The sequence below is a fragment of the Rhodococcus sp. PvP016 genome (assembly GCF_017832185.1).
Lineage (GTDB): Bacteria > Actinomycetota > Actinomycetes > Mycobacteriales > Mycobacteriaceae > Rhodococcoides.
Genome location: NZ_JAFIBH010000001.1, coordinates 1854659 through 1876871, shown reverse-complemented (window position 1 = coordinate 1876871; position 22213 = coordinate 1854659). Strand labels below are relative to the sequence as shown.

At 68.7% G+C, this 22213-nt stretch carries 25 protein-coding genes; 8 read left to right on the top strand and 17 right to left on the bottom strand.

Annotated features, from left to right (window positions below):
* Positions 1–60: 60 nt before the first annotated feature.
* Positions 61–753: a glycosyltransferase family 2 protein gene (locus tag JOE30_RS08685; RefSeq protein ID WP_204866103.1), complete on the top strand. Its 693-nt coding sequence runs from the start codon at positions 61–63 to the stop codon at positions 751–753.
* On the opposite strand, the gene JOE30_RS08680 is transcribed toward JOE30_RS08685, so the two are convergent.
* The 4 genes from JOE30_RS08680 to JOE30_RS08665 form a co-directional block, all read right to left on the bottom strand.
* Positions 754–1341: a class I SAM-dependent methyltransferase gene (locus JOE30_RS08680; protein WP_307806108.1), complete on the bottom strand. Its 588-nt coding sequence runs from the start codon at positions 1339–1341 to the stop codon at positions 754–756.
* Positions 1338–2090 (bottom strand): PIG-L deacetylase family protein, encoded by a 753-nt coding sequence (locus JOE30_RS08675; RefSeq protein ID WP_239532325.1) that lies wholly within the window; start codon positions 2088–2090, stop codon positions 1338–1340. The genes JOE30_RS08680 and JOE30_RS08675 overlap by 4 nt, the downstream gene beginning before the upstream one ends.
* Complete coding sequence (locus tag JOE30_RS08670) at positions 2087–3052, bottom strand: acyl-CoA dehydrogenase (protein ID WP_371831660.1); 966 nt, start codon at positions 3050–3052, stop codon at positions 2087–2089. Before JOE30_RS08670 ends, JOE30_RS08675 begins: the two co-directional genes overlap by 4 nt.
* Positions 3053–3165: 113 nt before the next feature.
* Positions 3166–3753 carry a TetR/AcrR family transcriptional regulator gene (locus JOE30_RS08665; protein ID WP_204866102.1) on the bottom strand — a complete coding sequence of 196 codons (588 nt, stop codon included), beginning with the start codon at positions 3751–3753 and terminating at the stop codon, positions 3166–3168.
* 111 nt (positions 3754–3864) lie between these two features.
* Between JOE30_RS08665 and JOE30_RS08660 the strand changes: the two genes are divergently transcribed.
* The 4 genes from JOE30_RS08660 (at position 3865) to JOE30_RS08645 (ending at position 8033) form a co-directional block, all read left to right on the top strand.
* Positions 3865–4503, top strand: a complete 639-nt coding sequence (locus JOE30_RS08660) for a VOC family protein (protein WP_204866100.1) — start codon at positions 3865–3867, stop codon at positions 4501–4503.
* Positions 4504–4528: 25 nt separating this feature from the next.
* Positions 4529–5455, top strand: a complete 927-nt coding sequence (locus JOE30_RS08655) for a fumarylacetoacetate hydrolase family protein (protein WP_204866098.1) — start codon at positions 4529–4531, stop codon at positions 5453–5455.
* Positions 5452–7233: an FAD-dependent oxidoreductase gene (locus JOE30_RS08650; protein ID WP_204866096.1), complete on the top strand. Its 1782-nt coding sequence runs from the start codon at positions 5452–5454 to the stop codon at positions 7231–7233. Before JOE30_RS08655 ends, JOE30_RS08650 begins: the two co-directional genes overlap by 4 nt.
* Positions 7234–7304: 71 nt before the next feature.
* Entirely contained in the window at positions 7305–8033 is a 729-nt protein-coding gene (locus JOE30_RS08645; RefSeq protein ID WP_204866094.1) for an SDR family NAD(P)-dependent oxidoreductase, read from the top strand.
* A 1-nt stretch (position 8034) separates the two neighbouring features.
* On the opposite strand, the gene JOE30_RS08640 is transcribed toward JOE30_RS08645, so the two are convergent.
* The 4 genes from JOE30_RS08640 to JOE30_RS08625 all read right to left on the bottom strand — a co-directional run bounded on the left by JOE30_RS08640 (position 8035) and on the right by JOE30_RS08625 (position 11677).
* Positions 8035–8601: a hypothetical protein gene (locus JOE30_RS08640; protein WP_204866092.1), complete on the bottom strand. Its 567-nt coding sequence runs from the start codon at positions 8599–8601 to the stop codon at positions 8035–8037.
* Between the two features lie 183 nt (positions 8602–8784).
* Positions 8785–9570 (bottom strand): ABC transporter ATP-binding protein, encoded by a 786-nt coding sequence (locus JOE30_RS08635; protein ID WP_204866090.1) that lies wholly within the window; start codon positions 9568–9570, stop codon positions 8785–8787.
* Complete coding sequence (locus JOE30_RS08630; RefSeq protein ID WP_204870175.1) at positions 9567–10562, bottom strand: iron ABC transporter permease; 996 nt, start codon at positions 10560–10562, stop codon at positions 9567–9569. Before JOE30_RS08630 ends, JOE30_RS08635 begins: the two co-directional genes overlap by 4 nt.
* A 71-nt stretch (positions 10563–10633) precedes the next feature.
* Entirely contained in the window at positions 10634–11677 is a 1044-nt protein-coding gene (locus JOE30_RS08625; RefSeq protein ID WP_204870174.1) for an ABC transporter substrate-binding protein, read from the bottom strand.
* 204 nt (positions 11678–11881) lie between these two features.
* On the opposite strand from JOE30_RS08625, the gene JOE30_RS08620 reads away from it, so the two are divergent.
* Together JOE30_RS08620 and JOE30_RS08615 are read left to right on the top strand one after the other, a co-directional pair.
* Positions 11882–12865 carry a permease gene (locus JOE30_RS08620; RefSeq protein ID WP_307806289.1) on the top strand — a complete coding sequence of 328 codons (984 nt, stop codon included), beginning with the start codon at positions 11882–11884 and terminating at the stop codon, positions 12863–12865.
* Entirely contained in the window at positions 12862–13581 is a 720-nt protein-coding gene (locus tag JOE30_RS08615; RefSeq protein WP_204866088.1) for a TIGR03943 family protein, read from the top strand. Before JOE30_RS08620 ends, JOE30_RS08615 begins: the two co-directional genes overlap by 4 nt.
* A gap of 45 nt (positions 13582–13626) precedes the next feature.
* Here the strand turns inward: JOE30_RS08615 and JOE30_RS08610 are convergent, their stop codons facing one another.
* The 6 genes from JOE30_RS08610 to JOE30_RS08585 all read right to left on the bottom strand — a co-directional run bounded on the left by JOE30_RS08610 (position 13627) and on the right by JOE30_RS08585 (position 18489).
* Positions 13627–14829: an MFS transporter gene (locus tag JOE30_RS08610; RefSeq protein ID WP_204866086.1), complete on the bottom strand. Its 1203-nt coding sequence runs from the start codon at positions 14827–14829 to the stop codon at positions 13627–13629.
* A gap of 32 nt (positions 14830–14861) precedes the next feature.
* A complete protein-coding gene (locus JOE30_RS08605; protein WP_204866084.1) occupies positions 14862–15836 on the bottom strand; it encodes an ABC transporter substrate-binding protein in 975 nt (324 codons plus the stop codon).
* Positions 15833–16660, bottom strand: a complete 828-nt coding sequence (locus JOE30_RS08600) for an ABC transporter ATP-binding protein (protein ID WP_204866082.1) — start codon at positions 16658–16660, stop codon at positions 15833–15835. Before JOE30_RS08600 ends, JOE30_RS08605 begins: the two co-directional genes overlap by 4 nt.
* Positions 16657–17733, bottom strand: a complete 1077-nt coding sequence (locus JOE30_RS08595) for an iron ABC transporter permease (protein ID WP_204866080.1) — start codon at positions 17731–17733, stop codon at positions 16657–16659. The genes JOE30_RS08600 and JOE30_RS08595 overlap by 4 nt, the downstream gene beginning before the upstream one ends.
* Before the next feature lie 123 nt (positions 17734–17856).
* Positions 17857–18081 (bottom strand): hypothetical protein, encoded by a 225-nt coding sequence (locus tag JOE30_RS08590; protein ID WP_204866078.1) that lies wholly within the window; start codon positions 18079–18081, stop codon positions 17857–17859.
* 39 nt (positions 18082–18120) lie between these two features.
* Positions 18121–18489, bottom strand: a complete 369-nt coding sequence (locus tag JOE30_RS08585; protein ID WP_204866076.1) for a metalloregulator ArsR/SmtB family transcription factor — start codon at positions 18487–18489, stop codon at positions 18121–18123.
* A 92-nt stretch (positions 18490–18581) separates the two neighbouring features.
* On the opposite strand from JOE30_RS08585, the gene JOE30_RS08580 reads away from it, so the two are divergent.
* A complete protein-coding gene (locus JOE30_RS08580) occupies positions 18582–20540 on the top strand; it encodes a heavy metal translocating P-type ATPase (protein ID WP_204870172.1) in 1959 nt (652 codons plus the stop codon).
* Between the two features lie 3 nt (positions 20541–20543).
* Here JOE30_RS08580 and JOE30_RS08575 read toward each other — a convergent pair whose 3' ends face one another.
* The 3 genes from JOE30_RS08575 to JOE30_RS08565 form a co-directional block, all read right to left on the bottom strand.
* Positions 20544–20834 (bottom strand): YrhK family protein, encoded by a 291-nt coding sequence (locus tag JOE30_RS08575; protein ID WP_307806107.1) that lies wholly within the window; start codon positions 20832–20834, stop codon positions 20544–20546.
* Positions 20835–20843: 9 nt separating this feature from the next.
* Complete coding sequence (locus JOE30_RS08570; protein ID WP_197027715.1) at positions 20844–20990, bottom strand: hypothetical protein; 147 nt, start codon at positions 20988–20990, stop codon at positions 20844–20846.
* 70 nt (positions 20991–21060) lie between these two features.
* Positions 21061–22116, bottom strand: a complete 1056-nt coding sequence (locus tag JOE30_RS08565; protein ID WP_204866075.1) for an NAD(P)-dependent alcohol dehydrogenase — start codon at positions 22114–22116, stop codon at positions 21061–21063.
* Between the last annotated feature and the right edge of the window lie 97 nt (positions 22117–22213).

The following is a 22213-nucleotide window of genomic DNA, read 5'->3' as shown; positions in this document are numbered from 1 at the left end:
ACCGACGTCGGAGACCGTACTGCGCTGATTGGCGACGACGGGATCGGGCAATTCCGCAGTGTGCATTTCACGCCCGCCCGGGTCGAGCGCATCGTCGCAGTGGTGCCCGCCCACAACGAGGACGCATCGCTGTCGGCATGCCTCGATGCTCTGCGCACCGCTCGCGCACTGTCGCCGGTCCCCGTGCGACTGGTGGTCGTGCTCGACGCGTGCAGCGACCGCACCGCCGAGGTGGTGGGTGGGGGCGTCCGGTGCGTCACGACGGACGTCGCGAACGTGGGAGCTGCTCGGGCCCTGGGGTTCCGGTCCGAGACGTCGAGCGCCGGATCGTCGACCTGGTACGTCACCACCGACGCTGATTCGCTGGTCGACCCCGGCCACTTCCGGTCGATCGTGGCGTGCGCTGCACACGCACCCGTCGTCCCCGGACCGGTGCGCGTCGACGAGGGCCTGCGCGATCCCGTCGTGCTCCGGCGATTCCGACGCGACTACGCGGACCGTGAACGGCGCGGCCTGCTGCAGGTCCACGGAGCCAACCTCGCGGTGCGTGCCGACGCCTACCGTGCGGTGGGCGGCTTCCGCGCGCTGGCCGTCCACGAGGACGTCGATCTGGTCGAGCGTCTCGGACGCCGGGGGTACCGCATACGCCGCACCGGCGCTCCGTGCGTGACCACATCGGCCCGCACCAGTACCCGCACCACAGGCGGTTTCGCCACGTTCCTCGACGAGATGGCGACTCCCGCCACCGCGTGATCAGAGTGCGGTAGCGGACCGTGTGAAGACGTCGACGAGAACGTCGTCGTCTCGGTACTCCGCCCGGAGGAGCAGGTGCGGTGACGCGCGGAACGCGGTGTGCACCTCGGCCGCACTGCTCGGGTACTCCGGAACCTCGTGGCGCCAGTGCGCGACGCACACTGTTCCGCCGGGCTCTGCCGCGTCGACCGCCTTCGACACCAGAGCGTCGAGTTCTGCCGGGTGGACGTAGTAACACATCTCGCTCAACATGACGAGATCGAACTGCTGATCCGGCCACCCGTCGTGCAGCGACTCCCGACGGAACTCCACGTTCGGAATCCCACGTTCCCGCGCTCGGCGCAACGGTGCCTCCGCGATGTCCGTGGAGAGCACGTGGTCGGCACGGCCCGCGATGAGTTCTGACAGAACGCCCACGGAGCACCCCGGCTCGAAGGCCGACCGGTACCGCTCGTTCGGGAGCATCGCCATCGTGAGGGCGTACTTGCGTCGCTCGTACCACCGGCTCTCGAACCCCCAAGGGTCCGGATCTGCCTCGTACATGCGCTCGAAATAACTCGCCGGCACACCTTTGCTCTGCCCGCTCACACGAACACCGTCTCGTGAGAACGCAGGAGCCTCTCCAGAACCCACGGCGGCAGTATCTCGTCCGCGTCCCCGTCCCGAGTCGTCTGGCTGACGAATCTGCTCACCGCTGCCTCCTTGCGCGCGATCGCGTCCGCGTCGAGCGTGATCGTGCGGGCCGACTCCCAGTGCACGGCGTCGTCACCGGGTTCCGCCCAGTGCCACATCCACACCGGGTACTCGACGAGCGTGCACCCGTTCCGGCTCGCCGCCGCGGCCGACGCGCGGCCCACCGCCTCGTGATCCGGATGGCCGTCGCCGCGCAGCGTCGTCGCGCACCACACCGATGCACCGCGTCCCACGGTGTCGAGCACGCCGACGAGGGCGCCGACGAGAGCGAGCTCGTGCTCGGCCACCTGTCCGTCGGGAAGGCTCAGCCGTCGGACGTCGACGATGCCGAGATCGACCAGCGCCGAATCGCTCTCGGCTCTGCGCACTGCTTCCAGGTCGGCGCGCGACCGCGTGGGGGTGGGGGTGTGAGAGGCGCCCCCGTCGGTGACGGCGACCACCGTCACCGGAACACCGGACGTGGCCAGCGTCGATGCCCAGCCACCCAGACCGAGTACCTCGTCGTCGGGATGCGGAGCGACGAGGACCAGATGCGCCAGCCCGTCGTGCGCCAGATCGGGATACGTCGTACCGTTCGCGCGCCACGCGGACTCCGGCGTTCCACGCTGTGCCACCGGGCGTTCCGCGAACCTGTCCACACTCATGATGCGGAGCCCGACGCCGCGACCGCCCGACCGAGGTTCTCCAGATCGACCTCGGCGTGGCTCTGGCGAAGATACGTCGTCAGGTCTGCCACCCGGCGGGAGTGCTCCGCGTCCAGACCGAGGGGCGCCGCACCCAGCGCGCGGCCGACCCGGTCGAGGACCTCGGTGCAGGCCCGCTCCACGATGGCGCGAACCCGCATGGCGCGCACTCTCGCCTCCTCCAGAGCCAGTGGGTCTCGGTCCACCTCGCCGGCAGCGGCGTCGAAGGTGTTGACACAGGCCGTCAGTGCCGCGTCCACTGCTCCGAGGTGCGCGAGCGCGTGCGGTCCGGCCCGGTCCGCAGCGGCCCGGCGGTAGAGCGGGTCGGCGACGGCGAGCGCCACCCCGAACCAGCAGGCGGCCACTCCGATCGCACCGTGCCAGAATCCGGCACGCGCGGTGTAGTCACCCGGCCGCCCCACCGCGACCGCGGGTGTTCCTGCGAGTGACACTGCGCCGGAGTCGCTCTCGCGCATCCCCGTCGCGTGCCAGGTGTTCGGTTCGGGGGTCACGGTACTGCTGCCCAACGCCACGGCGAACAGGGCGGAGTCCTCCCCCGCCCGTGCGGTCACCAACGCGTGAGAGCAACTGTGGGCACCCGAGCACCACATCTTCCGACCGGTCAGCGACGAGGAACCGTGCGCATCGGGGACCGCGTTCACGGGCGGCGGCGTCTCGGCGGCCCATACTCCCCACATCTGCTCGGACGAGGGGGCGGGACCACCCAGCTCCGCGCAGATGGCGACGGCGTCGAAGTGGGCTTCGAGCAGTCGGCCGACCACCGCGTCGTCTCGGCACCACGCGGTCAACAGATCCCAGCGTCGCCTGGTCGCACCGGATCCCGGTAGCGGGATCTCGCCGGCGGACGCGATGCGGGACCGTACGGCCGCGGCGACACCGGGGTCGAGATCGTCCGTACTCACGTGAGTTGCTCCTGTCGTCGTCTCGTGCGGATACCCCGTCGGAAGCACGCCTACCCGGACCGCTCGTTCGCTAGGCCGCTCCGACGTGCCCACCGCCGCGAGGATGCGAGACGTCAGCGCCCGGTGACCACGCCGAAGGCTCTCACCACGAGATCCACGACGTCGTCGAGCGACAGGTCGTCGCGCTCGACGTACTCGTCGGCCGCCCGGTCGAGGAATCCCGTCCAGGCGACGACCGCCGTCTGCATCACCGGAGTCGGGGGCTGCTCCAGTCCGACGATGTCCGCCACCTGACGGGCGCCTTCCGCACGCGCCTCCCGTAGCGCCCGTTCGACGGCCGGATCGCCCAGCACACCCTCGACGACGACGCGGACGTACAGCGTCCGATGGTTCTCCAGGAACTCGATGTGCCGTCGGACGAAACCGTCGAGGCGTTGCTCAGGCGTCTGCTCGTCAGCCCTGGGGCTCTGGTGATGCACCAAGCGCGACAACACGTCTGCGAGCGCCGCGGCCACCAGGCCCTGCTTGTCGGTGAAGTAGTAGAACAGCAACCCGTGCGCCACGTCGGCCCGCCGGGAGATGGCGGCCGCGCTGATGTCCGCGTCGCCGCCCTCGCTCATGAGGGCGATGGCCGCATCGATGAGTGCCTGTCGACGATCCCGTCGTGGACGACGCGCACCGTCGGTGGGGGTCGCGGACATGGCACCGAGGGTAGTGCACCCCGGCGTGCACCTCGAGCCCGAGTCAATTTCTTGACTGGTAGTCAAAGTGCTCGTAGCGTCGCGGTCACTTCCCCACGACGAGAGGCGACGATGAACGCGACGGGTGACCACACCGGCTCGGCCGGTCTCGGCAGGCACGGACCGGATCGCATCGCCCACTGGGTGGTGAAATCGACTCGCACCGACGAGATGGTGCGGTGGTACGGCACAGTCTTCGGTGCGCAGGTCGCGTATCAGGACGACGAGATCACGTTCTTGACCTGGGACGACGAGTCGCACCGCCTGGCGATCATCGCCGTGCCCCCGGTTCTGCGGCTTCTGTTCCCGCTCGCGATGCTCAAACGCAAGGTCTACGGCATCGACCACATCGCGCTGACCTTCACGTCTCTCGAACGGCTGCTCGAGAACTACGTGCGGTTGAAGCGCCAGGGCATCCGCCCGGTCTGGTCCATCAACCACGGCCCGACCATCTCCCTCTACTACGAGGATCCCGACGGCATCCGACTCGAGTTCCAGGTGGAGAACTTCGACCCGGATCACACCGCGGCGTTCTTCTACAGCGACGAGTTCGCCCGCAATCCGATCGGCGTGAACATCGACCCCGACTACCTGCTGAGCCGACTGCGTAACGGCGCGTCGCCGGAGGAGCTGCGACGGCGCGAGGCAGGAACCAGGCCGGGCCGACCGGTCGTGGCGAACAAGAAGACCATCACCTTCCGCACCCTGTGACCCATTTTCGAGAAAGCGAATCACCATGCCCGTGAACATTGTTCGCACTGCCGAGGGATGGTGGCGCCTGCACGGTGAGACCGCGGCCCGCATCGACACCACGGCCGACACCACCCGCGATCTGCTCGCCGATCGTGCGGCCGTCGAGAGCGCACACGGCGAGGACGCCGTCGCGGCGGATCTCGACGTCCTCTCGCCGATCACCGCGCCGTGCCGCGTCGTGGCTCAGTTGCTCAACTACCGGTCGCACGCGCTGGACATCGGAGCCGACCCGGCCACGCTGCACCCCACCTTCTTCCGCAAGTCCTCGGCCTCCATCAGTGGTCCGAACGACCCGATCCGACAACCCGCCGAGGTCGCCCTGCTGGATCACGAGATCGAGTTGGGCATCGTGATCGGCGCGGAGGTTCCGATCGGGACGACGGTCACGGAGCACACCCTGTCGCGCTACGCGGCGGGCGTGGTCGTGGCCGACGACGTCTCCGCGCGCGAGATCCAGTTGACCCGAGTGCAGGTCTACGAGAGCAAGTCCTATCCCACCTTCACGCCACTCGGCCCGCGACTCGTCCTGTTCGACGCGGCGGACTGGGCCCGGCTCCCCGAGCTGCACATGACGCTGTCCGTCAACGGCGACGTCCGTCAGGACCAGACGATCGGCGACGATCTGATCACCCCGCCCGCGGAGGCTCTGACCCGGTTGTCCCGCTTCCAGTCCCTCGCCGCCGGTGACGTTCTGCTCACCGGAACCCCTGTGGGAACGGCCATCTCGGCGCCACCGAAAATCGTGCAGAAGGTCGGTGAGCTTCTTCCGCCGGCACTGAAGTGGAAGATCTTCTTCGCTCGCCAGGCGCGCAATCCGCATTATCTCTCCGTCGACGACGTCGTGACCGCCACCATCCGCACGGCCGACGGCACCATCGATCTCGGCACTCAGCGGACCGTCGTCCGATGACGACTCCGGTGGTGATCGTCGGCGCGGGTCCGGCGGGCGCCACAGCCGCACTGCTGTTGGCTCGCAGGGGAATCCGGACCACTGTCCTGGAGCGTCGAGCCACGCCGCTCTTTCATCCGGCCGCACACGTCATCAATGCCCGCACGCTCGAGATCTGGCACGAGTACAGCCCCGATCTCGCGTCGGCCATCGCGTCGATGTCGCCCCCGCACGACGAGGTGAACCTCATCAGTTGGTTCGGCGGCATCGACGACGGCCCCATCGGGTCCATCGACCTGCTGTCCGATCCCGAGCGGAAAGCAGTCGTCGAGAGCCAGAGCCCCTACATGGTCTCGCACATCGGACAGCACCTGCTCATGCCCGTGCTGTGGAACGCGCTGGACGAGGACCCGCTCATCGACTTCCGCCGCGGCGTCACGGTTCGCGATGTCGAGTCCACGCCCGATGTCGCCCGAGTGCGGACGCGCAGTGACGATGCCGACGGAGAGCTGACCGCTCGGTACGTGTTGGGGTGCGACGGGGCCAACAGCCCTGTTCGCGACGCCAGTGGCATCGACCTGGACGGGCCGGTCCTGGCAAACATGGGCAGCGCGTTCTTCACCTCGCACTCGCTGTTTCCCGACGACGCTCGTCCACTTCTGAGCTGGATCTACACACCGGATCTGTGCGGCGTCCTGATCTCGCACGCCGATCACCGGTACATCCTCATGACGGCCTACCTGCACCCAGCCCAGGAGATCGCCGCGAACAGCCACCAGTTCTGGGCGGACATGTTGCCGAAGGTACTCGGCGACAGAGACTTCGAACTGGAGTCGACCGGTACCTGGGTGATGACCTCGCAGACCGCCGATTCGTTCCGCCGCGGGCGGCTCCTGCTCCTCGGTGACGCTGCGCATCGGTTCCCGCACACCGGCGGCTTCGGCCTGAACTCCGGGGTGCAGGACGCGCACAATCTCGCGTGGAAGCTCGACGCGGTGCTGTCCGGCACTGCCTCTCCGACTCTGCTCGACACCTACGAGACGGAACGCCGACCGGTCGTGGAGAAGTTCGCGGAGCAGAGTGTGGCCAACCATTTCCGGCTCGACGACATCGGTGAACGCATCGGCATCACCAACAGGATGCTCGCGGTCGCGACCCGTGTCGCGGCGCGAGCACCGCTCGTCTCGCTCCCCGACCGGCTCGTCGCGCCGATGGCCACGGCGATGATGCGTCGGCAGATGCGTCGAGCGCGGCGACTGCATCCTCGGGCTCCGGGTTCGGCGGCGCTGCGCGGGCAGATCGCGCAGGCGGTGCCCGGCCAGATCGAACACTTCGTCTCCACCGGTCTGCAGTTCGGCTATCTGCACACGAGCGACCTCGTCGCCGACGACGACCCGGCCGTACGGCCGCCCGAGGACGTGGTCGACTACCTTCCCACCACCTATCCCGGCGCCCGGCTTCCCCACGCGGTGATCTCGACGCGCGGGCTCACCGCGGGAATCCACGACGTGCTCCACCCCACCTCGTTGACGCTCCTCGCCCACGACGGCGACGGGTGGGAAGACGAGCTCGGCACTCACCGGATCCCGAGCCCGAGTGTCGTGGTGGTCCCCATCGGCGTACCGGATCCCGCAGACCGGCGTCGACTGATCGACCTCCTGGAGGTCGGCGAGGAGGGGGCAGTGCTGGTCCGACCGGACGGTCACGTGGCCTGGCGTACGACCTTGCCTGCGTCGTCGGGCGCGTCCGAGCTGACGACCTTTCTCGAACGCTGGCGCCGGTACTATCCGCCGCGGTGACAGCGGCATGTCGAGGGTTCCGCGCTCCGATTCCTCCGGCACGACCGGAACCGACGGGGTTGACTGTTCCCATGACTGACACGAGGGTCGCGATCGTGACCGGCGGTGGACGCGGAATCGGACGGGCCATCGGCCTCGCCCTGGCCCGCGCCGGGTGGGACGTCGTGATCGGGTATCACTCCGACGCGGACTCGGCGAACGCCGTCGCCGCGGACATCACAGCCCTCGGTCGCCGCGCGTTGTGCTGCGCGGTCGACATCGTCGACGAGGATTCCGTCGCAGCGTTCTTCGCGGCAGCGGAGGCGTTCGGGCCGGTGACCGGGGTGGTGAACAATGCCGGCGTGGCCACCGCGGTGGGGCGGCTCGAGGACAACGACCTCGCGGCAATCCACAGGGACCTCGACGTCGACCTCTTCGGAGTGATCGTCTGCTGCAAGTTCGCGCAAGCGGCACTCATGAGACAGGGCGGCGGATCGATCGTCTCGATCTCGTCCGCGGCCGCGACGCTCGGAAGTCCGTCGAGATACGTCCACTACGCGGCAGCGAAAGCCGGAGTCGACGCACTGACACTCGGACTGTCGAAGGAACTCGCCCCCGCCATCCGGGTGAACGCCGTGTCGCCCGGCACGATCTGGACCGACTTCCACCAGGAACCGGACCGGCCCGCGCAGGTCGCCCCGACGGTGCCGCTCGGTCGAGCGGGCACCGTCGACGACATCGCGGGAGCCGTCGTCTGGCTCATGTCCGAGGACGCGAGCTACGTGACGGGTGCAGTGCTCCGCGTGGCAGGCGGACTGTGAACTACCTGCGGTGCGGACCCACCTTGTTCTCGGAGTTCTCGTAGTCCCCCCGGTAGAGGCGATTGCTGAACGGCTTCTCGTTCACGGGGATCTCGATGAGCCAGTCGTGCTCACGGATGTCACGCGGCCGATACGAACCCTTGAACGTCACGGTCACCGCGCCTCCACGTTCCGCAGCGGCCTCCTCCGTGGCCTCGCGACCGGTGTTGAACGTCTCGGCGAGGTCGCGACCGTCGTTGCCGACGATGATGGTGCCGTCGTGGACGAACTGGACGAAGGTGCCGTTGGTGGCCGCAGCGGTTCCGGCGACGGCCGACCCCAGCTCGGCATCGAGCTCCGCGACGAAGTCGGGGGTGCCCGGCGCAGCCTCGCGGTCGTCCGCTCGTACGTCCGCGTGACGGGCCGGTGCAGGCGCGAGGGTGACGTACTGGCCGAGTGCGCTGTGACGGCCGCGGTCGACGATGTCCCACACGTGCGAACTCGAGGTGACCTTCACCCTCCCGTCGTGGAAGACGGTGACGCGGTCGGCGCCGTTGCTCAGAATCGTGCGCTTCGCGTTGGGGGGCATCCGCTAAGTATGCGCCCGGTCGTCGTCCACATTTCCCGGCGGCTCCGAAGGAACGGACTACGGTGCGTCGATCAGGCCCTTCGGAACCCGTCGTGTGGTCCGGATCAGCGCGCCGCGCCGTTCGGGTCCCCCACGGCGGGAGACTCTCCGTGCGCGACGCCGCCGGTGACAGCCACCGCTGCGCTACCGCGCGGAGACGCGCTGCACCGCCCCGGGTTCGAACCGGACGTGCACACGCCCGCCGGGCTCGTCGACCGAGACGCGCGCCCGTACGCCGTACACGTCGGCGATCAGCTCCTCGGTCAGCACCTCCTCGGGGGTACCCGCGGTGACCGTTCGCCCGTCCTTCAGGACCATCACTCGGTCGCAGAACATGGCCGCCAGATTCAGATCGTGCAGGGCCACCACACTCGTGATCGGTAGGCGAGCCACCAGTGCCAGGATCTCGAGCTGGTGGTGGATGTCGAGGTGGTTGGTCGGCTCGTCGAGCAGCAGCTCACGTGGTTGCTGCGCCAGGGCGCGGGCGATGTGCACGCGCTGGCGCTCACCACCGGACAGTCGGCGCCACAACCGATCGGCCTTGTCCTCGAGGCCGGTGTGCGCCAGCGCCTCGGAGACGGCGAGCTCGTCCCCGTCGGATCCGCCGAACATGCCCCGGTGCGGGATACGCCCGAGCCGCACCACGTCCCGGACCGTGACGTCCACGTCGGTGTGCGTGTCCTGGTCGACGACGGCGACAGCTCTCGCCACCTCTCGGCGGCGCAGGGACGACACGTCGTCGCCGTCGAGATGCACCACCCCGGACGAGGGGTTGGTCGCTCCGGACAGCAGCTGCAACAGAGAGGACTTGCCCGATCCGTTCGGACCGAGCAGCCCGACGACGTCCCCCGGCTCCGGCGCCAGGGTCACGCCGTCGACAACGAGAGCTGCGCCCCGCTTCCACGAGACGTCCCATGCGTGGAGGGTCATCGGTCCCGACCTCGTCTCGCCATGATGGCGATGAAGGCGGGAACGCCCACCAATGCGGTTCCCACCCCCACCGGCAGTGGGGTGGGAGCGAACGCGACACGGGACACCGCGTCGACCCACACCATGAAGATCGCGCCGATGATCGCCGTCGCCGGGACCAGTCGACTGTGGTTGGGGCCCACCAGCAAGCGCGCTGCGTGGGGCAGGACGAGACCGACGAAGCCGATGGCACCCGCGACGCTGACCAGTGTGGCGGTGACCAGTGCGGTGCCGATCAACAGCACGAGCCGCACTCGGCGGACGTCGAATCCGAGCGACGAGGCCACGGAGTCGCCGAACGTGAACGCGTCCAGCACGTGTGCGAAGTGAGTGCACAGTGCCGCTCCGACCAGAACCACGCCGGCGCACAGGGCCACGTCGTTCCAGCGCACACCCTCGAACGATCCGAGCAGCCAGAACATCACGCCGCGGGTCTCGTCGGAATCAGCGAACGCGAAGATGAGAAACGACGTGAGCGCCGAGAACAGCTGCGTCGCGGCCACACCCGCGAGGATGACGCGGTCGGTCCCGTTTCCGGCGAGCCGTCCGAGGAAGAGCACGAGCCCGAAGGCGAGCAGGGCGCCGACGAAGGCGCCGCCCGAGAGACCGAATGCCGCTCCCCCGATGCCGAGCACACCGACCACCACAGCCCCCGTCGACGCGCCTGAGGAGATGCCCAGGATGAACGGGTCGGCAAGGGGGTTGCGCAGCAACGATTGCATGACGACACCGCAGATGCCCAGGCCCACGCCGCTGGCCGCCGCGACCAGCGCACGGGGCAGCCGCTCCTGCCACACGATCGCGTCCTTCGACATCTTCACAGGGATGTCCGTCAGACCGAGGTGATTCGTCACGATGTCACGGACGTTGACCAGCGAGATGTCGGCCGGACCGAGCGTGATGGCGACCAACACCGAGAACACCACGGCGGCCAGCGCAGCCACCGACACCATCACGACGCGGAACGTGTGTCCGCGTCGGCGGTGCGGAGTCGTCGCGTCACGGGCGTCGAGGACGGCGGAGGTCAGGACGACAGTCCCATCTCGCGAAGGCCGGCAACTATCTTCTCGACCCCGTCGACGGTACGGATGGACGGGTTCAGTTCTGCACCGTGCAGAAAGATGTAGCGCTTGTCCCGGACGGCCCGCATCGTGCTGGTGACGGGGTCGGACTCCAGGAACGCGATCTTGTCGGCGGCCAGGTCACCCGGGAAACGAGCTCGCGTGAGATCGCCGAGAACGAGGACCGTCGGATCCCGGTCCACGACCGATTCCCATCCGACGGCCGGATAATCGTCCGGCATGTCCGCGAAGACATTGGTCGTTCCCGCGGCACTCGCCAGAACGTGGGCTGCCCCGAATCCCCCACCGATGTACGGACTCGTGGTGTCGGCGAACCAGAAAGCCACCGACACACCGTCGGTCGTCGTCGACGCCGTCGCGGCGGCCATGCGCTCCTTCAGCTCGGCGACGAATTCTGCACCACGCTCGTTCACGTCGAAGATGGCCGCCAGCTCGGTGATCTCCTGGTACAGCGAGTCCACGGTCAACGGTGAGGTGCGCTTGTTTCCGCCATTGACGCTGCGTCCCTGGTCGCAGTCGGTGGGCGAGAGGTACGACGCGGTCGACGTCTCGGCGAAACGAGCCCGCTCGGCGACACCGCCCTGCTTGAAATGACGACCGAAGGACGCGGTGACCAGGTCCGGCTCCGTGTCGACGACCACCTCGTAGGTGGGTGCGTTGTCGGCCAACCGGGGCACGGAGGCATTCGCGTCGGCGAGCTCGTCCAGCACCGGATCGGTCCACGACGCCGTGCCCACGATGCGGTCCGCGAGACCCAGTGACAGCAGGATCTCGGTGGAATCCTGGTCCAGCGAGACCACCCTGGTCGGAGCCGAATCGAACGTCACCGTCTCACCGCAGTTCTCCACGGTCAACGGGTAGGTGGTGCCGCCGTCGGTGGTCGCGGCCGCGGTCTCGGTCACCTCCTCGGACGCGCCGCAGGCGACGAGCGAACCGAGAACGAGAGTGGCGGCGGCGAGAACACCGGCGCGCCGAGCAGCGTGCATCACGGAGAGTCCTTCGTGTGACGGCGAGAAGCCGTCGACAGCTGCCGACGGCACACCACACGGGGGTGTGGAGTTAGCACAGGCTAACCTGTCAGACGCGGGGGACGAAATCGACCCGCTGCCCTCGGACGAGCACAGGGCCCTAGGGTGGTCGGCATCGACGACCACAGCGCAGCGGCGAATTCGGACGACGGTGATCACACGATCGCCGCCCGAGGCGGATCCGCCTCCACCCGAGTATTCGTCGGCATCGTCATCGTCACCGCCCTGCTGGCCGTCCCCGTGTCCGACAGGGTGATGTCGAGCGCGCGGGCGAGTACCGCGGCGGCGATCTTCGTCGGTGTGGTCGTGCAGGCGGTTCCGTTCCTCGTGCTGGGAACGGTGGTCAGCGGAGCGATCGCCGCCTGGATCACCCCGACCATGGTGCGCCGGGTCCTGCCCCGCAGGACGCCGCTGGCCATCACCGCCGCGAGTCTGTCGGGCGCGGTCATGCCCGGGTGCGAGTGCGGATCCGTTCCGATCGCCCGCCGACTGCTGGACCGGGGCGTACCCATCGGCCCGGCGCTGGCGTTCCTGCTGTCCGCACCCGCGATCAACCCCGTCGTACTCGTCTCGACGGCCGTTGCTTTTCCCGGGGAGCCGCGAATGGTGGTGGCGCGATTGCTCGGATCGCTGGCGACGTCCGTTGCGGTCGCCGGCCTGTGGACGCGTTTCGCGGATCCGACGTGGATCACGCGGCGACTTGCCGAGGCGCGGAGCTCGGACGAGGAGGCGCCCCGCTGGGCGGTGTTCGCCGAGTCGGCCCGGCAGGACCTTCTGCACTCAGCTGCCTACCTCACATTCGGAGCGCTGTTCGTGGCGATCCTGAACGTCGTCGTCCCGCAGAGCGTGTTCGACACTCTCGCAGGACAACTGATGCTCGCCATCGCGGCCATGGCCGTCCTCGCCGTCGTGCTCTCGGTCTGTTCGGAGGCCGACGCCTTCGTCGCCGCGAGTTTCTCCACTCTGCCCGCACTCCCGAAGCTGGTGTTCATGGTCGTCGGCCCCGCCATCGACGTGAAGCTCTTCGCCATGCACGCGGGAACCTTCGGCCGCGCCTTCGCGGTGCGCTTCGCTCCCGTGGTGTTCGTCGTCGCAGTGCTGTGCGCGTGTCTGGCCGGCGTGCTCGTCGTAGGGCTTCCGTCGTGAGCCGGGAAACGCAGAATCTGATCCTGGCGTTCCTCGGCATCGCCGTCCTGAAGACCACCCTGGACGGCACGTTCGTCCGCTACGTCAAACCCGGCCTGGGCCCGTACCTGATCGTGAGCGCGGTGATCGTCCTCGCGCTGGCCGCGATCGCGATCGTCTCCGACATCAGGGCTGGCGGAACGCACGAGCACGACGACGGTCACGCGCACTCGCACCGTATGCCGTGGCTGCTCCTCGCGCCGGCGCTGGTCGTCCTGTTCCTCACTCCCCCTGCACTGGGACCCGGGTCGTTCGTGCAGCGCCAGGCCGAGCCACCGAGTTCCGCCGCGGGTGGACGCGCGTTTCCGCCGTTGCCGGCCGAGGGCACGCCCGAACTGACGATGATCGACGTCCTGCAACGCGCCCGATCGGACACCGCGGGGACACTCGACGATCGCGAGATCGCGGTCCGGGGATACGCGATGCCGCGCGCGGACGGCGGCGTCGATCTGGCACGCATCCTCATCATCTGCTGCGCCGCCGACGCCCGGACGACACGGCTGCACCTCGTGGGGCCGAACACCCAGCCGATGCGCGGCGCGAATGCCGACCAGTGGTGGATCGTGAGAGGCGTCGTCGTGCCGGGCACTGCCACCGAGGACGACCGGTGGACGCCGGACTTCCGGGTCACGGCAGTGGAACCGACGGCGGCGCCGTCGAACACGTACAGCTACTGACCGAGCGCGGCGACGACCGGACAACCGATGACCGGGACGGACTCGTCAGGCGTCCGCGTCCGCGTACAGCTGCGCGCTGACCTCGCGGAGTGAGGACAGGGCGGCGGCGACCGCACCCACCGCGACGACTGCCACTGCCGATGCCAGTGTCGGGACAAGGCCGAACGGTCCCACGAGTGCCCCGGCGAGTCCGGCGCCGATCGGTTGTCCGCCCCAGGCCAGCATGCGGGCGGTGGTGTTGACTCGGCCTTGCAGGTGATCCGGGGTCACGAGGTGTCGAACGGTGATGCCGTTGAGTATCACCGTCGACGACGCTGTCTGGAACACCACCAACGCCCCCAGCCCGGGGGCCGACGATGTACAGAGAATCCAGACGGTGATCGCAGCGGCTTGCACCGAGAGCCCTGCAATCGCGATGGTGCCGGCAGTGACGCGCCGAGACAGCCGGGGCAGCAGCACCGTCGAGATCAGCGTGCCCACCCCGAGGGCGGTGAAGAACAGGCCGAGCTGTCCTCCGTCCTCGTCGACGCCATAGCGCTGGACGGCGGTGGCGACGAGCAGTCCGGTCATGATGCCCCCCGCCACACTGTTGCCGGTGCCGATGAGCGTGAGCAGCCGCACGAGTGGGTGACGGCGGATGAAGCGCACGCCCTCGGCGATGTCCCGCCACAGGTCGGGTGGGGTAGAGCGGGCCGGCGACGCCGGTTCCCGCACCCGCGCCAGCATCACCGCGGCGACGGCGAAGGTTACGGCGTTCAGGATCGACGCCGCCATGGGTGAGGCCGCGGCCACGAGTGCGCCGCCCACGGCGGGTCCGGCCATGGTGATGGCAGTGGCGGTGGCGGTCTGCCGACCGACGGCGTCAGCGAGACGGTCGCGCGGCACCAGGGCGGGCAGCAGACCGAATCCCGCGGCGTCGAAGAACACCATCGCGGTGGCGCCGGCGAACGCGGCGACGAACAGGTGTGGCGTCGACAATGTTCCCACCGCGTCTGCGGCGGGAACCGATGCGACTGCTACACAGGCGATCACAGCGGTGATCACCATCGTGGGCCGACGCCGCCACCGGTCGGCTGCGGCCCCTGCGAACAAACCGAACAGCAGATAGGGTGTCGTTTCGACCGCGGTGAGAAGAGCCGTCGCAGAGGCGCTTCCGGTGTCCCGGTAGACGATGAGCGGGAAGGCGACCAGGGCGACCGCGGATCCGAACCAGGCGATGGTGCGGGCGGTCACCATCAGTGCGAACATGCCCCCCAATGGCGGGCGTGTGGTGTCGGCACTCACCTGCCGAAGACGTTGTCGGCGGTGTTCTCGATGGCGTCGACGATCCGGACGCCGCCGGCTTGGAAGTCGGCTTCGTTCTGCGGGTACACCCGGGAGTTCTGCACTGCCGGCGAGTTGGCGAGGAGAGTCTCGATGTCGGCGACCGCGGCGTCAGCGTCGGCGCCCGTTCCGGCGTATTGGACGAGGACGACATCGGGTGCGGCGCTGAGCACCGCCTCGGGGGTGACTTCGGCGAAGTTGCCGTCGATGTCGGCGAACTCGTTGCTCATGCCCAGTGCGTCCACGACGGCGCTGTAGTAGGAGCCGCTGAGCGCGTAAAGCTTTCCGTCGAAACTCTGCACCACCGCCGCCGTGAGCGGTTCGACGTCGGTGTTCGCTGCGCGTGCGCGGTCGACCCGCTCCCGCAGCGAAGTCACCACCTCGGTGGCCCGGTCCGGGACGCCGTAGATGGCTCCGAGGTTCTGCACGTCGGTGTAGACGGCGTCGATGGTGGTGGGTGCGGGGTCGTTGACGCAGTAGCCGCCCAGCACATAGAGGTTGCTACCGATCGCGTCCAGGTCCGCGGGGCCGGCCGTGCCCTGCCCGCTGAGCTGTCCTTCATCGTTGGACAGGAACAGATCCGGGGACGCACCGATCAGGAACTCCCGAGACGGTGCGTAGTCGTCTGTCGTGGCGGTGAGGCCCGGAAAGCGATCGATGCCGTCGAAGGTGTAGCTGCCGTTGGTGTAGCCGATGGCGCTGTCGGCGACACCGAGTGCGTCGAGTGTGGCGACGGCTCCCGGGGCGCCGAGCAGGACACGGCTCGGCGCGCTGTCGTAGGTGTGATCCACACCGCAGCTCGCCACGGTCACCGGGTAGGTTCCGCTGCCGGCGTCGGCTGCGGCACTGGGCGCGGCGGGGTCGTCGGCGCAGGCGGAGAGCAGCAGAATCCCCGCCGCGGTCATCGCGGCGGCACGTGCTGTGCGAGTCATGGTCGGCTTCTTTCGCTGGAGGTGCTGGTGTCGAGGTCGGGGGTGCTGGTGTTGAGGCGGGCGGCGGGCCCGAAATGAACGCAGGGCCGGTGGGTGAGCGGGTTCGTCCCGATGACGGAGTCGACGCCGTAGATCTCACGGAGCAGCTCGGCGGTCAGCACGTCGGCGGGGGTTCCGTGCGCGGCGAGGGCGCCGCGCTTCATCAGGTAGAGGTGGTCGCAGTAAGCCGCGGCGAGATCGATGTCGTGCAGCGCGACCACGACGGTGGCGGTGGCCGCGGTGAGGAGTTCGAGCAGGTCGATCTGCGCGGAGATGTCGAGGTGATTGGTGGGCTCGTCGAGGATCAGGATCGGGGACTGCTGAGCGAGGGCGCGAGCGACGAAGACACGTTGGCGTTCCCCGCCGGAGAGGGTGGAGACCTGCCGGTCGACCAAGTGGGCGATCCCTGCTGCGATGACCGCGGAGTCCACCGCGGCGGCATCGGCGGCGCCGAAGCGGCGCAGCCCACTGGTGTGCGGGATGCGGCCGAGTTCGACGATCTCGCGGGCGGTGAACTCGAACTCCGGCGAGTCGTCCTGCAGGACGACAGCGGACCTTCGGGCGGATTCGCGTGCACTCATCCCGCGCAGGTCGTCGTCGCCGAGCACGATGGTGCCCCGAGTGGGGGCCAGTGCTCGGTAGAGGGTGCGCAGCAGGGTGGACTTGCCGCTGCCGTTGGGCCCCAGGAGCCCGACCACCGAGCCGGATTCGGCATGCACCACGCCGTCGGTGAGGATGGTGGCGCCGTCGATGTCGACAGCAATGTGGTCGGCGTGCAGCCTCATCGGGTGGCCGTCTTCCCTGAGGTGAGCAACAGGTACAGGAAGAAGGGAGCCCCGATCGCCGAGGTGACGACTCCGATGGGCAGTTCGGCGGGCGCCCGCAGCACGCGCGCCGCGATGTCCGACAGGGGCAGAAAGCACGCACCGAGCAACGTGGCAGTCAGGACCACGCGGCGGTGATCTGCACCGACGAGGAGGCGGGCGATGTGCGGAATGACGAGACCGACGAAACCGATGCCGCCCACCTCGGCGACGATGCACCCGGTCAGGATCGACACCACGACCATCAGCAGGATCTGGAACCGGGCGACGTCGATGCCCAGTGAGTAGCCGAGGTCGGTTCCCGATGCCAGTGCGTTCAGCGGCGCACTGGCGAGCACCAGCCACGTCGTGGCCCCGACGATGACAATAGTCGGCAGGAGCAGGGAACCCCACGATGCGCCGGCAACTGACCCCAGGCTCCAGAACAGCACTCGTTGCGCTTGATTCGGTGTCGCGATCGTCTGGAAGAAAAAGGTGAACGAGGACACCAGGTATCCGACGGCGACCCCGGCCAGCACCACCCGCGTCGGCGGCCACTGACCACCCCGCCGGGCGAGGGCGAAGACCAGAGCGAATGCTGCCAGGCCGCCGAGGAACGCTGCCGCGGACAGCGACAGCCCGCCGAGCACCCCGCCGCCGAGGACGATGACCACGACCGCGCCCAGACTGGCGCCGGGAACTATGCCGATCAGGTACGGATCCCCCAGAGGGTTGCGGACGACGACCTGGATGACGACGCCCGCGATGGCCAGACCGGCCCCGACGACGATGGCCAGAATGGTCCGAGGAACCCGGACCGACCACACGATCTGGTCCGTGACGGTCGCCGTCGACCACTCCAGCACGCCGAGATGCCGACCGACCGATCCCCATACGTCGCCGAGGCCGACCGTGACGGCGCCGACGCTCACCGATGCCGCCGCGATCAGCAGGACTGCGCATCCCAGCACCGCGACCAGGACGCGAAACCGCCGCGGCGCAGCGAAGATCGGTGCGCCTGCGGTGGGGGGTGCAGCCGACGGTGATCGCTTCACGGCAGGAGCCTCCATAACGGTAATGACAATCAGTGTCGATAGACTAGCGGACGACATCACCGACCTGCCCTCGGCCACGTCGGACGCAGGTGGCCACGTCGAGGGTGGTCACGTCCACCTCGACTACGCGGTGCGCGGCAACGTCGAGGACGTCGACCAGGCCCGGATCCGGTCGACTGTCGGGCCGTTCGTGGCCGGGCCGTGGCGGAGGTCGTCGAGGTCGTAACCTCCTGCGGGCCCGCCTGTTCGACGGGTGATGCGGCCCCACGTCGTCGATGCGGTGGGCATCGTCGCCGTACCAGGAAGCGCCACCGAGGCGGACAGGTGGACGCCGGACTTCCGGGTCACGGCAGTGGAACCGACGGCGGCGCCGTCGAACACGTACAGCTACTGACCGAGAGCCTCGGCGATCGGCTCCGTCGTGGCCATCCCCAGATGCTCGATGTGGTAGACCGCCTCGTCCAGAAGCATCGCGACGTGCTCGTCGTAGAGCCGATAGACCACGTTGCGCCCGGACCGCACCCCGGTCACCAGACCCATGGCGCGCAGCAACCGGAGCTGGTGTGACACCGCGGACTGCTCCATCTCCACGGCTGCGGCGAGAGCGCTGACGCCGGTCGGTTCGTGGCGGAGCTGCGTCAGGATGCGGAGCCGACTGGGAGTGGCGAGGGCCTGCAGCGTGGCGGCGACGGTCGCGGCGGAGTCCGCGTCCAATCGAGCGGGCGGCGTGGTGCGGCCCTCGACCCCGTGTCCCATGACGGCACTCTATCTCATGTATACATGTACAGGTCTTCATATCTTCCAGCGTTCAGATCAGAACGTCGTCGCGCACCGCAGGAGCAGACATGATGCCCGTGAGTACCACCGCACCGCCGGACCTGCCCGACACCGAGCCGAGACCGACGGACCGAGCGCGTACCCGCATCCTCGACGTCTCGGAAGTGCGGTGGGCACTCGCGGCGACGGCCCTCTTCCTGCTCGGACTCCTCGCCCACCTCGTCGGCGCGCCGGCATGGACGACGTGGGCGCTCTGTCTCGGTTGCTACCTCGCCGGCGGCTGGGAGCCGGCGCTCGAGGGACTGCGCGCGCTCCGCGAGAGAACGTTGGACGTCGACCTGCTCATGATCGTCGCCGCCCTCGGGGCCGCCGCCATCGGGCAGATCGTCGACGGCGCTCTGCTGATCGTCATCTTCGCCACGTCCGGGGCGCTCGAAGCGGTGCTCACTCGACGCACCGCGGACTCGATCCGCGGTCTTCTCGACCTCTCCCCCGACACCGCCGTCCTCCTGCACGAGGACGGGTCCGAGCACGAGGTGGACGCCGCCGATCTGCATCCCGGTGACATCGTGATCGTTCGCCCCGGCGAACGACTCCCCGGAGACGGCACCGTCGTCGAGGGTAGTTCCGATGTGGACCAGTCGTCGATCACGGGTGAACCCGTTCCGGCAGTGCGTGTTCCAGGAGACGAGGTCTTCGCGGGCACCATCAACGGAACGGGGTCGCTGCGCGTGCGCATCGACGCGGACCCGTCCGCCACCGTCATCGCGCGCATCGTCTCGATGGTCGAGCACGCCTCGACCACGAAGGCCCGCACGCAGCTGTTCATCGAGAAGGTCGAGCAGTACTACTCCACCACCGTCGTCGTCGCCACCACCGCGGTGTTCGTGGTTCCCCTGGTGCTCGGGAGCGACGTGCGATCGGCGCTGCTGCGAGCGATGACGTTCATGATCGTCGCGTCGCCGTGCGCTGTGGTGCTGGCGACCATGCCGCCGCTGCTCGCCGCGATGGCCACCGCCGGCCGCCACGGGGTGCTCGTGAAGTCGGCCGTCGTCATGGAGCAGCTGCGCCTCACGAATGTCGTCGCCTTCGACAAGACGGGCACCCTCACGGAGGGACGCCCACACGTGGAGCACGTCGTCGCACTGGGCGACACCGCGGTCGACGAGATCCTGCGACTGGCCGCGGCCGCGGAGTCGGGCAGCGAGCATCCGCTCGGGCGGGCGATCGTCGAGTGCGCACGACAACGCACGATGTGCGGCACACAGGCCACGGAGTTCGAGTCGACGCCGGGTGCCGGCGTGCGGGCCCTGATCGGCGGTGTGGTGGTCTCGGTGGCACGACCGGACGGCGACCTCGACCCGGCGACGAGAGGCGTCGTGGCCGAACATCAGCAGCGCGGCACCACCGCCGTCGTCGTGCGAGTCGACGGCCATCCGATCGGAGTGATCACGCTCCTGGACACCGTGCGCGCCCACGCAGCGCAGGCGGTGACCACTCTCGAGCGATCCACCGGCCACCCTGTCGTGCTGCTCACCGGCGACAACCACCTCGCGGCACGCGCCACGGCCGGACGCGCCGGGATCTCTGACGTACGAGCGGACCTGCTGCCCGAGGACAAGGTCGAGGCGGTACACCGGCTACGAGACGGGGCGCCGGGCGACCGTCACGTCCTCGTGGTCGGTGACGGCGTCAACGATGCCCCGGCTCTCGCGGCCGCCGACACTGGAATCGCCATGGGGCGCCGAGGTTCCGACCTCGCACTCGACACGGCGGACGCCGTTCTGATCCGTGACGACCTGGGCACGCTCGCGACGGTCATCGAACTCTCCCGCCGAGCCCACCGCATCGTCGTCGCCAATCTCGTGATCGCGGCATCGTTCATCGTGGTGCTCGTGGCCTGGGATCTCGTGGGAACGCTCCCCCTACCCGTCGGCGTCGCCGGTCACGAGACGTCGACGGTCATCGTCGCGCTCAACGGGATGCGTCTGCTGTCCTCACGCGCGTGGCGGCGTTCCGCCCCGGCGTGAGGCTCAGAAGTCGAGGCTGTCCACCCCGTCGGACGCCCCGCGAAGTCGTCGAATATGCACCCGCCGGACGAGGCGAATGACCGGACGGACGAGCAACTCGATGCTGCCGAGAAGGAAGAGAACCGTTCCGATCTCGGTGGTCGACTCACTGAAGAACAGCACACTGCCCACGATGAACCACACCGCGATCGCGATGTCGTTGACGATGCTGATCACTTCCCACCGCTGACGGACGATCAACTCGTCGTGCCCGATGGTGAGTGTCAGTGTCTTCCCGTCGGTGTCGATACCCACGGTCGCTGATCAGGAGTCGGTGTTCGCATCCCCGGGATGCGGCACGTTCTCCTCGTCGACGTAGGCGGTGTGCTCGGTGTCCTGCTCGTGTTCGCGCGGTCCGTCGTTGCTTCCGGCGGCGGGCACGGCATCGGCAGCATCACTGGGCATCGTCATCGTGGGGTCCTGCTCTCTGATCGGCGGTCGGGTCACACCGTGAATGCCCCGCGCCCCGATTCCGCAACCCTCAGGCAGGTGTGCCGTCGCCGACCAGATCACCCATGTCGAGCACGAACCGGTAGCGCACGTCTCCGGCCTCGAGGCGATCGAATGCGGTGCCGACGAGGGCCGACGGCAGCACCTCCACCTGCGCGGTGATGCCGTGGTCGCCGCAGAAGTCGAGCATCTCCTGCGTGTGCCGGCGACCACCGCTGCCGGACGAGCTCACCGATTTGCGACCGACCAGGAGATCCACCGTCTCGATCGAGACCGAGCCGAGGTGGCCCACCAGACAGAGGGTTCCGTCGAGCGCCAGGCTCGCGAGGTACGGCTGCGGATCGTGAGCGACCGGGATGCAGTCGACGACGAGATCCAGTCCGCCCTGCACCGCCGCCATCGCGGCGTCGTCGGTTGACAGGACGGTGTGGTGAGCACCCAGTTCCCGCGCCTCCTCCGCCTTGGCTGACGAGGTGGTGAACACGGTGACCTCGGCGCCAAGCGCCGCCGCGAATCGCACGGCGAGATGACCGAGGCCACCGATTCCGGCCACACCGACACGAGAGCCGGGACCGATGTTCCAGCGGCGCAACGGCTCCCACACCGTGATGCCCGCACACATCAGGGGAGCGACCGCAGCCGCATCGAGGCCTTCCGGCCGGTGGTAGACGAACCGATCCCGCACGACGTACTCCGCCGAGAAGGCTCCTGCCGTCGTCGATCCGTCGACGCGGTCCCGCCCGCCGTAAGTGAGGGTGGGGAACTCACGGCAATAGTTCTCCTGCTCCGCGGCGCACATGTCGCACACGCCGCACGAGTCGACGATGTTGCCGACGGCCACGGGGTCCCCCGGGGCGAAGTCCGTGACGCCGCTGCCGACGTCGAGCACCGTTCCGACGAACTCGTGGCCCGGGGTGAGGGGGAAGGACGCCGCGTCGTCCCGGAGCGCGTGCAGGTCGGAATGACACACACCGCAGTGGCTCACGAGCACGGCGACGTCGTCGACCCGCAGGTCCCGTCGCTTCACCGAGTCACGGATCAACGGGGCTCCGGGTGCGAATGCGCTGTAGGCGGCCACGGTTCTCACTGGATGTCCCTTCGACGCGGTCCGGTCGGCGGCAACCAACTGGTTAGTTGGAACTGTAGCCGATCGCGTACGTAGCGACCAACCGGTTGGTCACTGC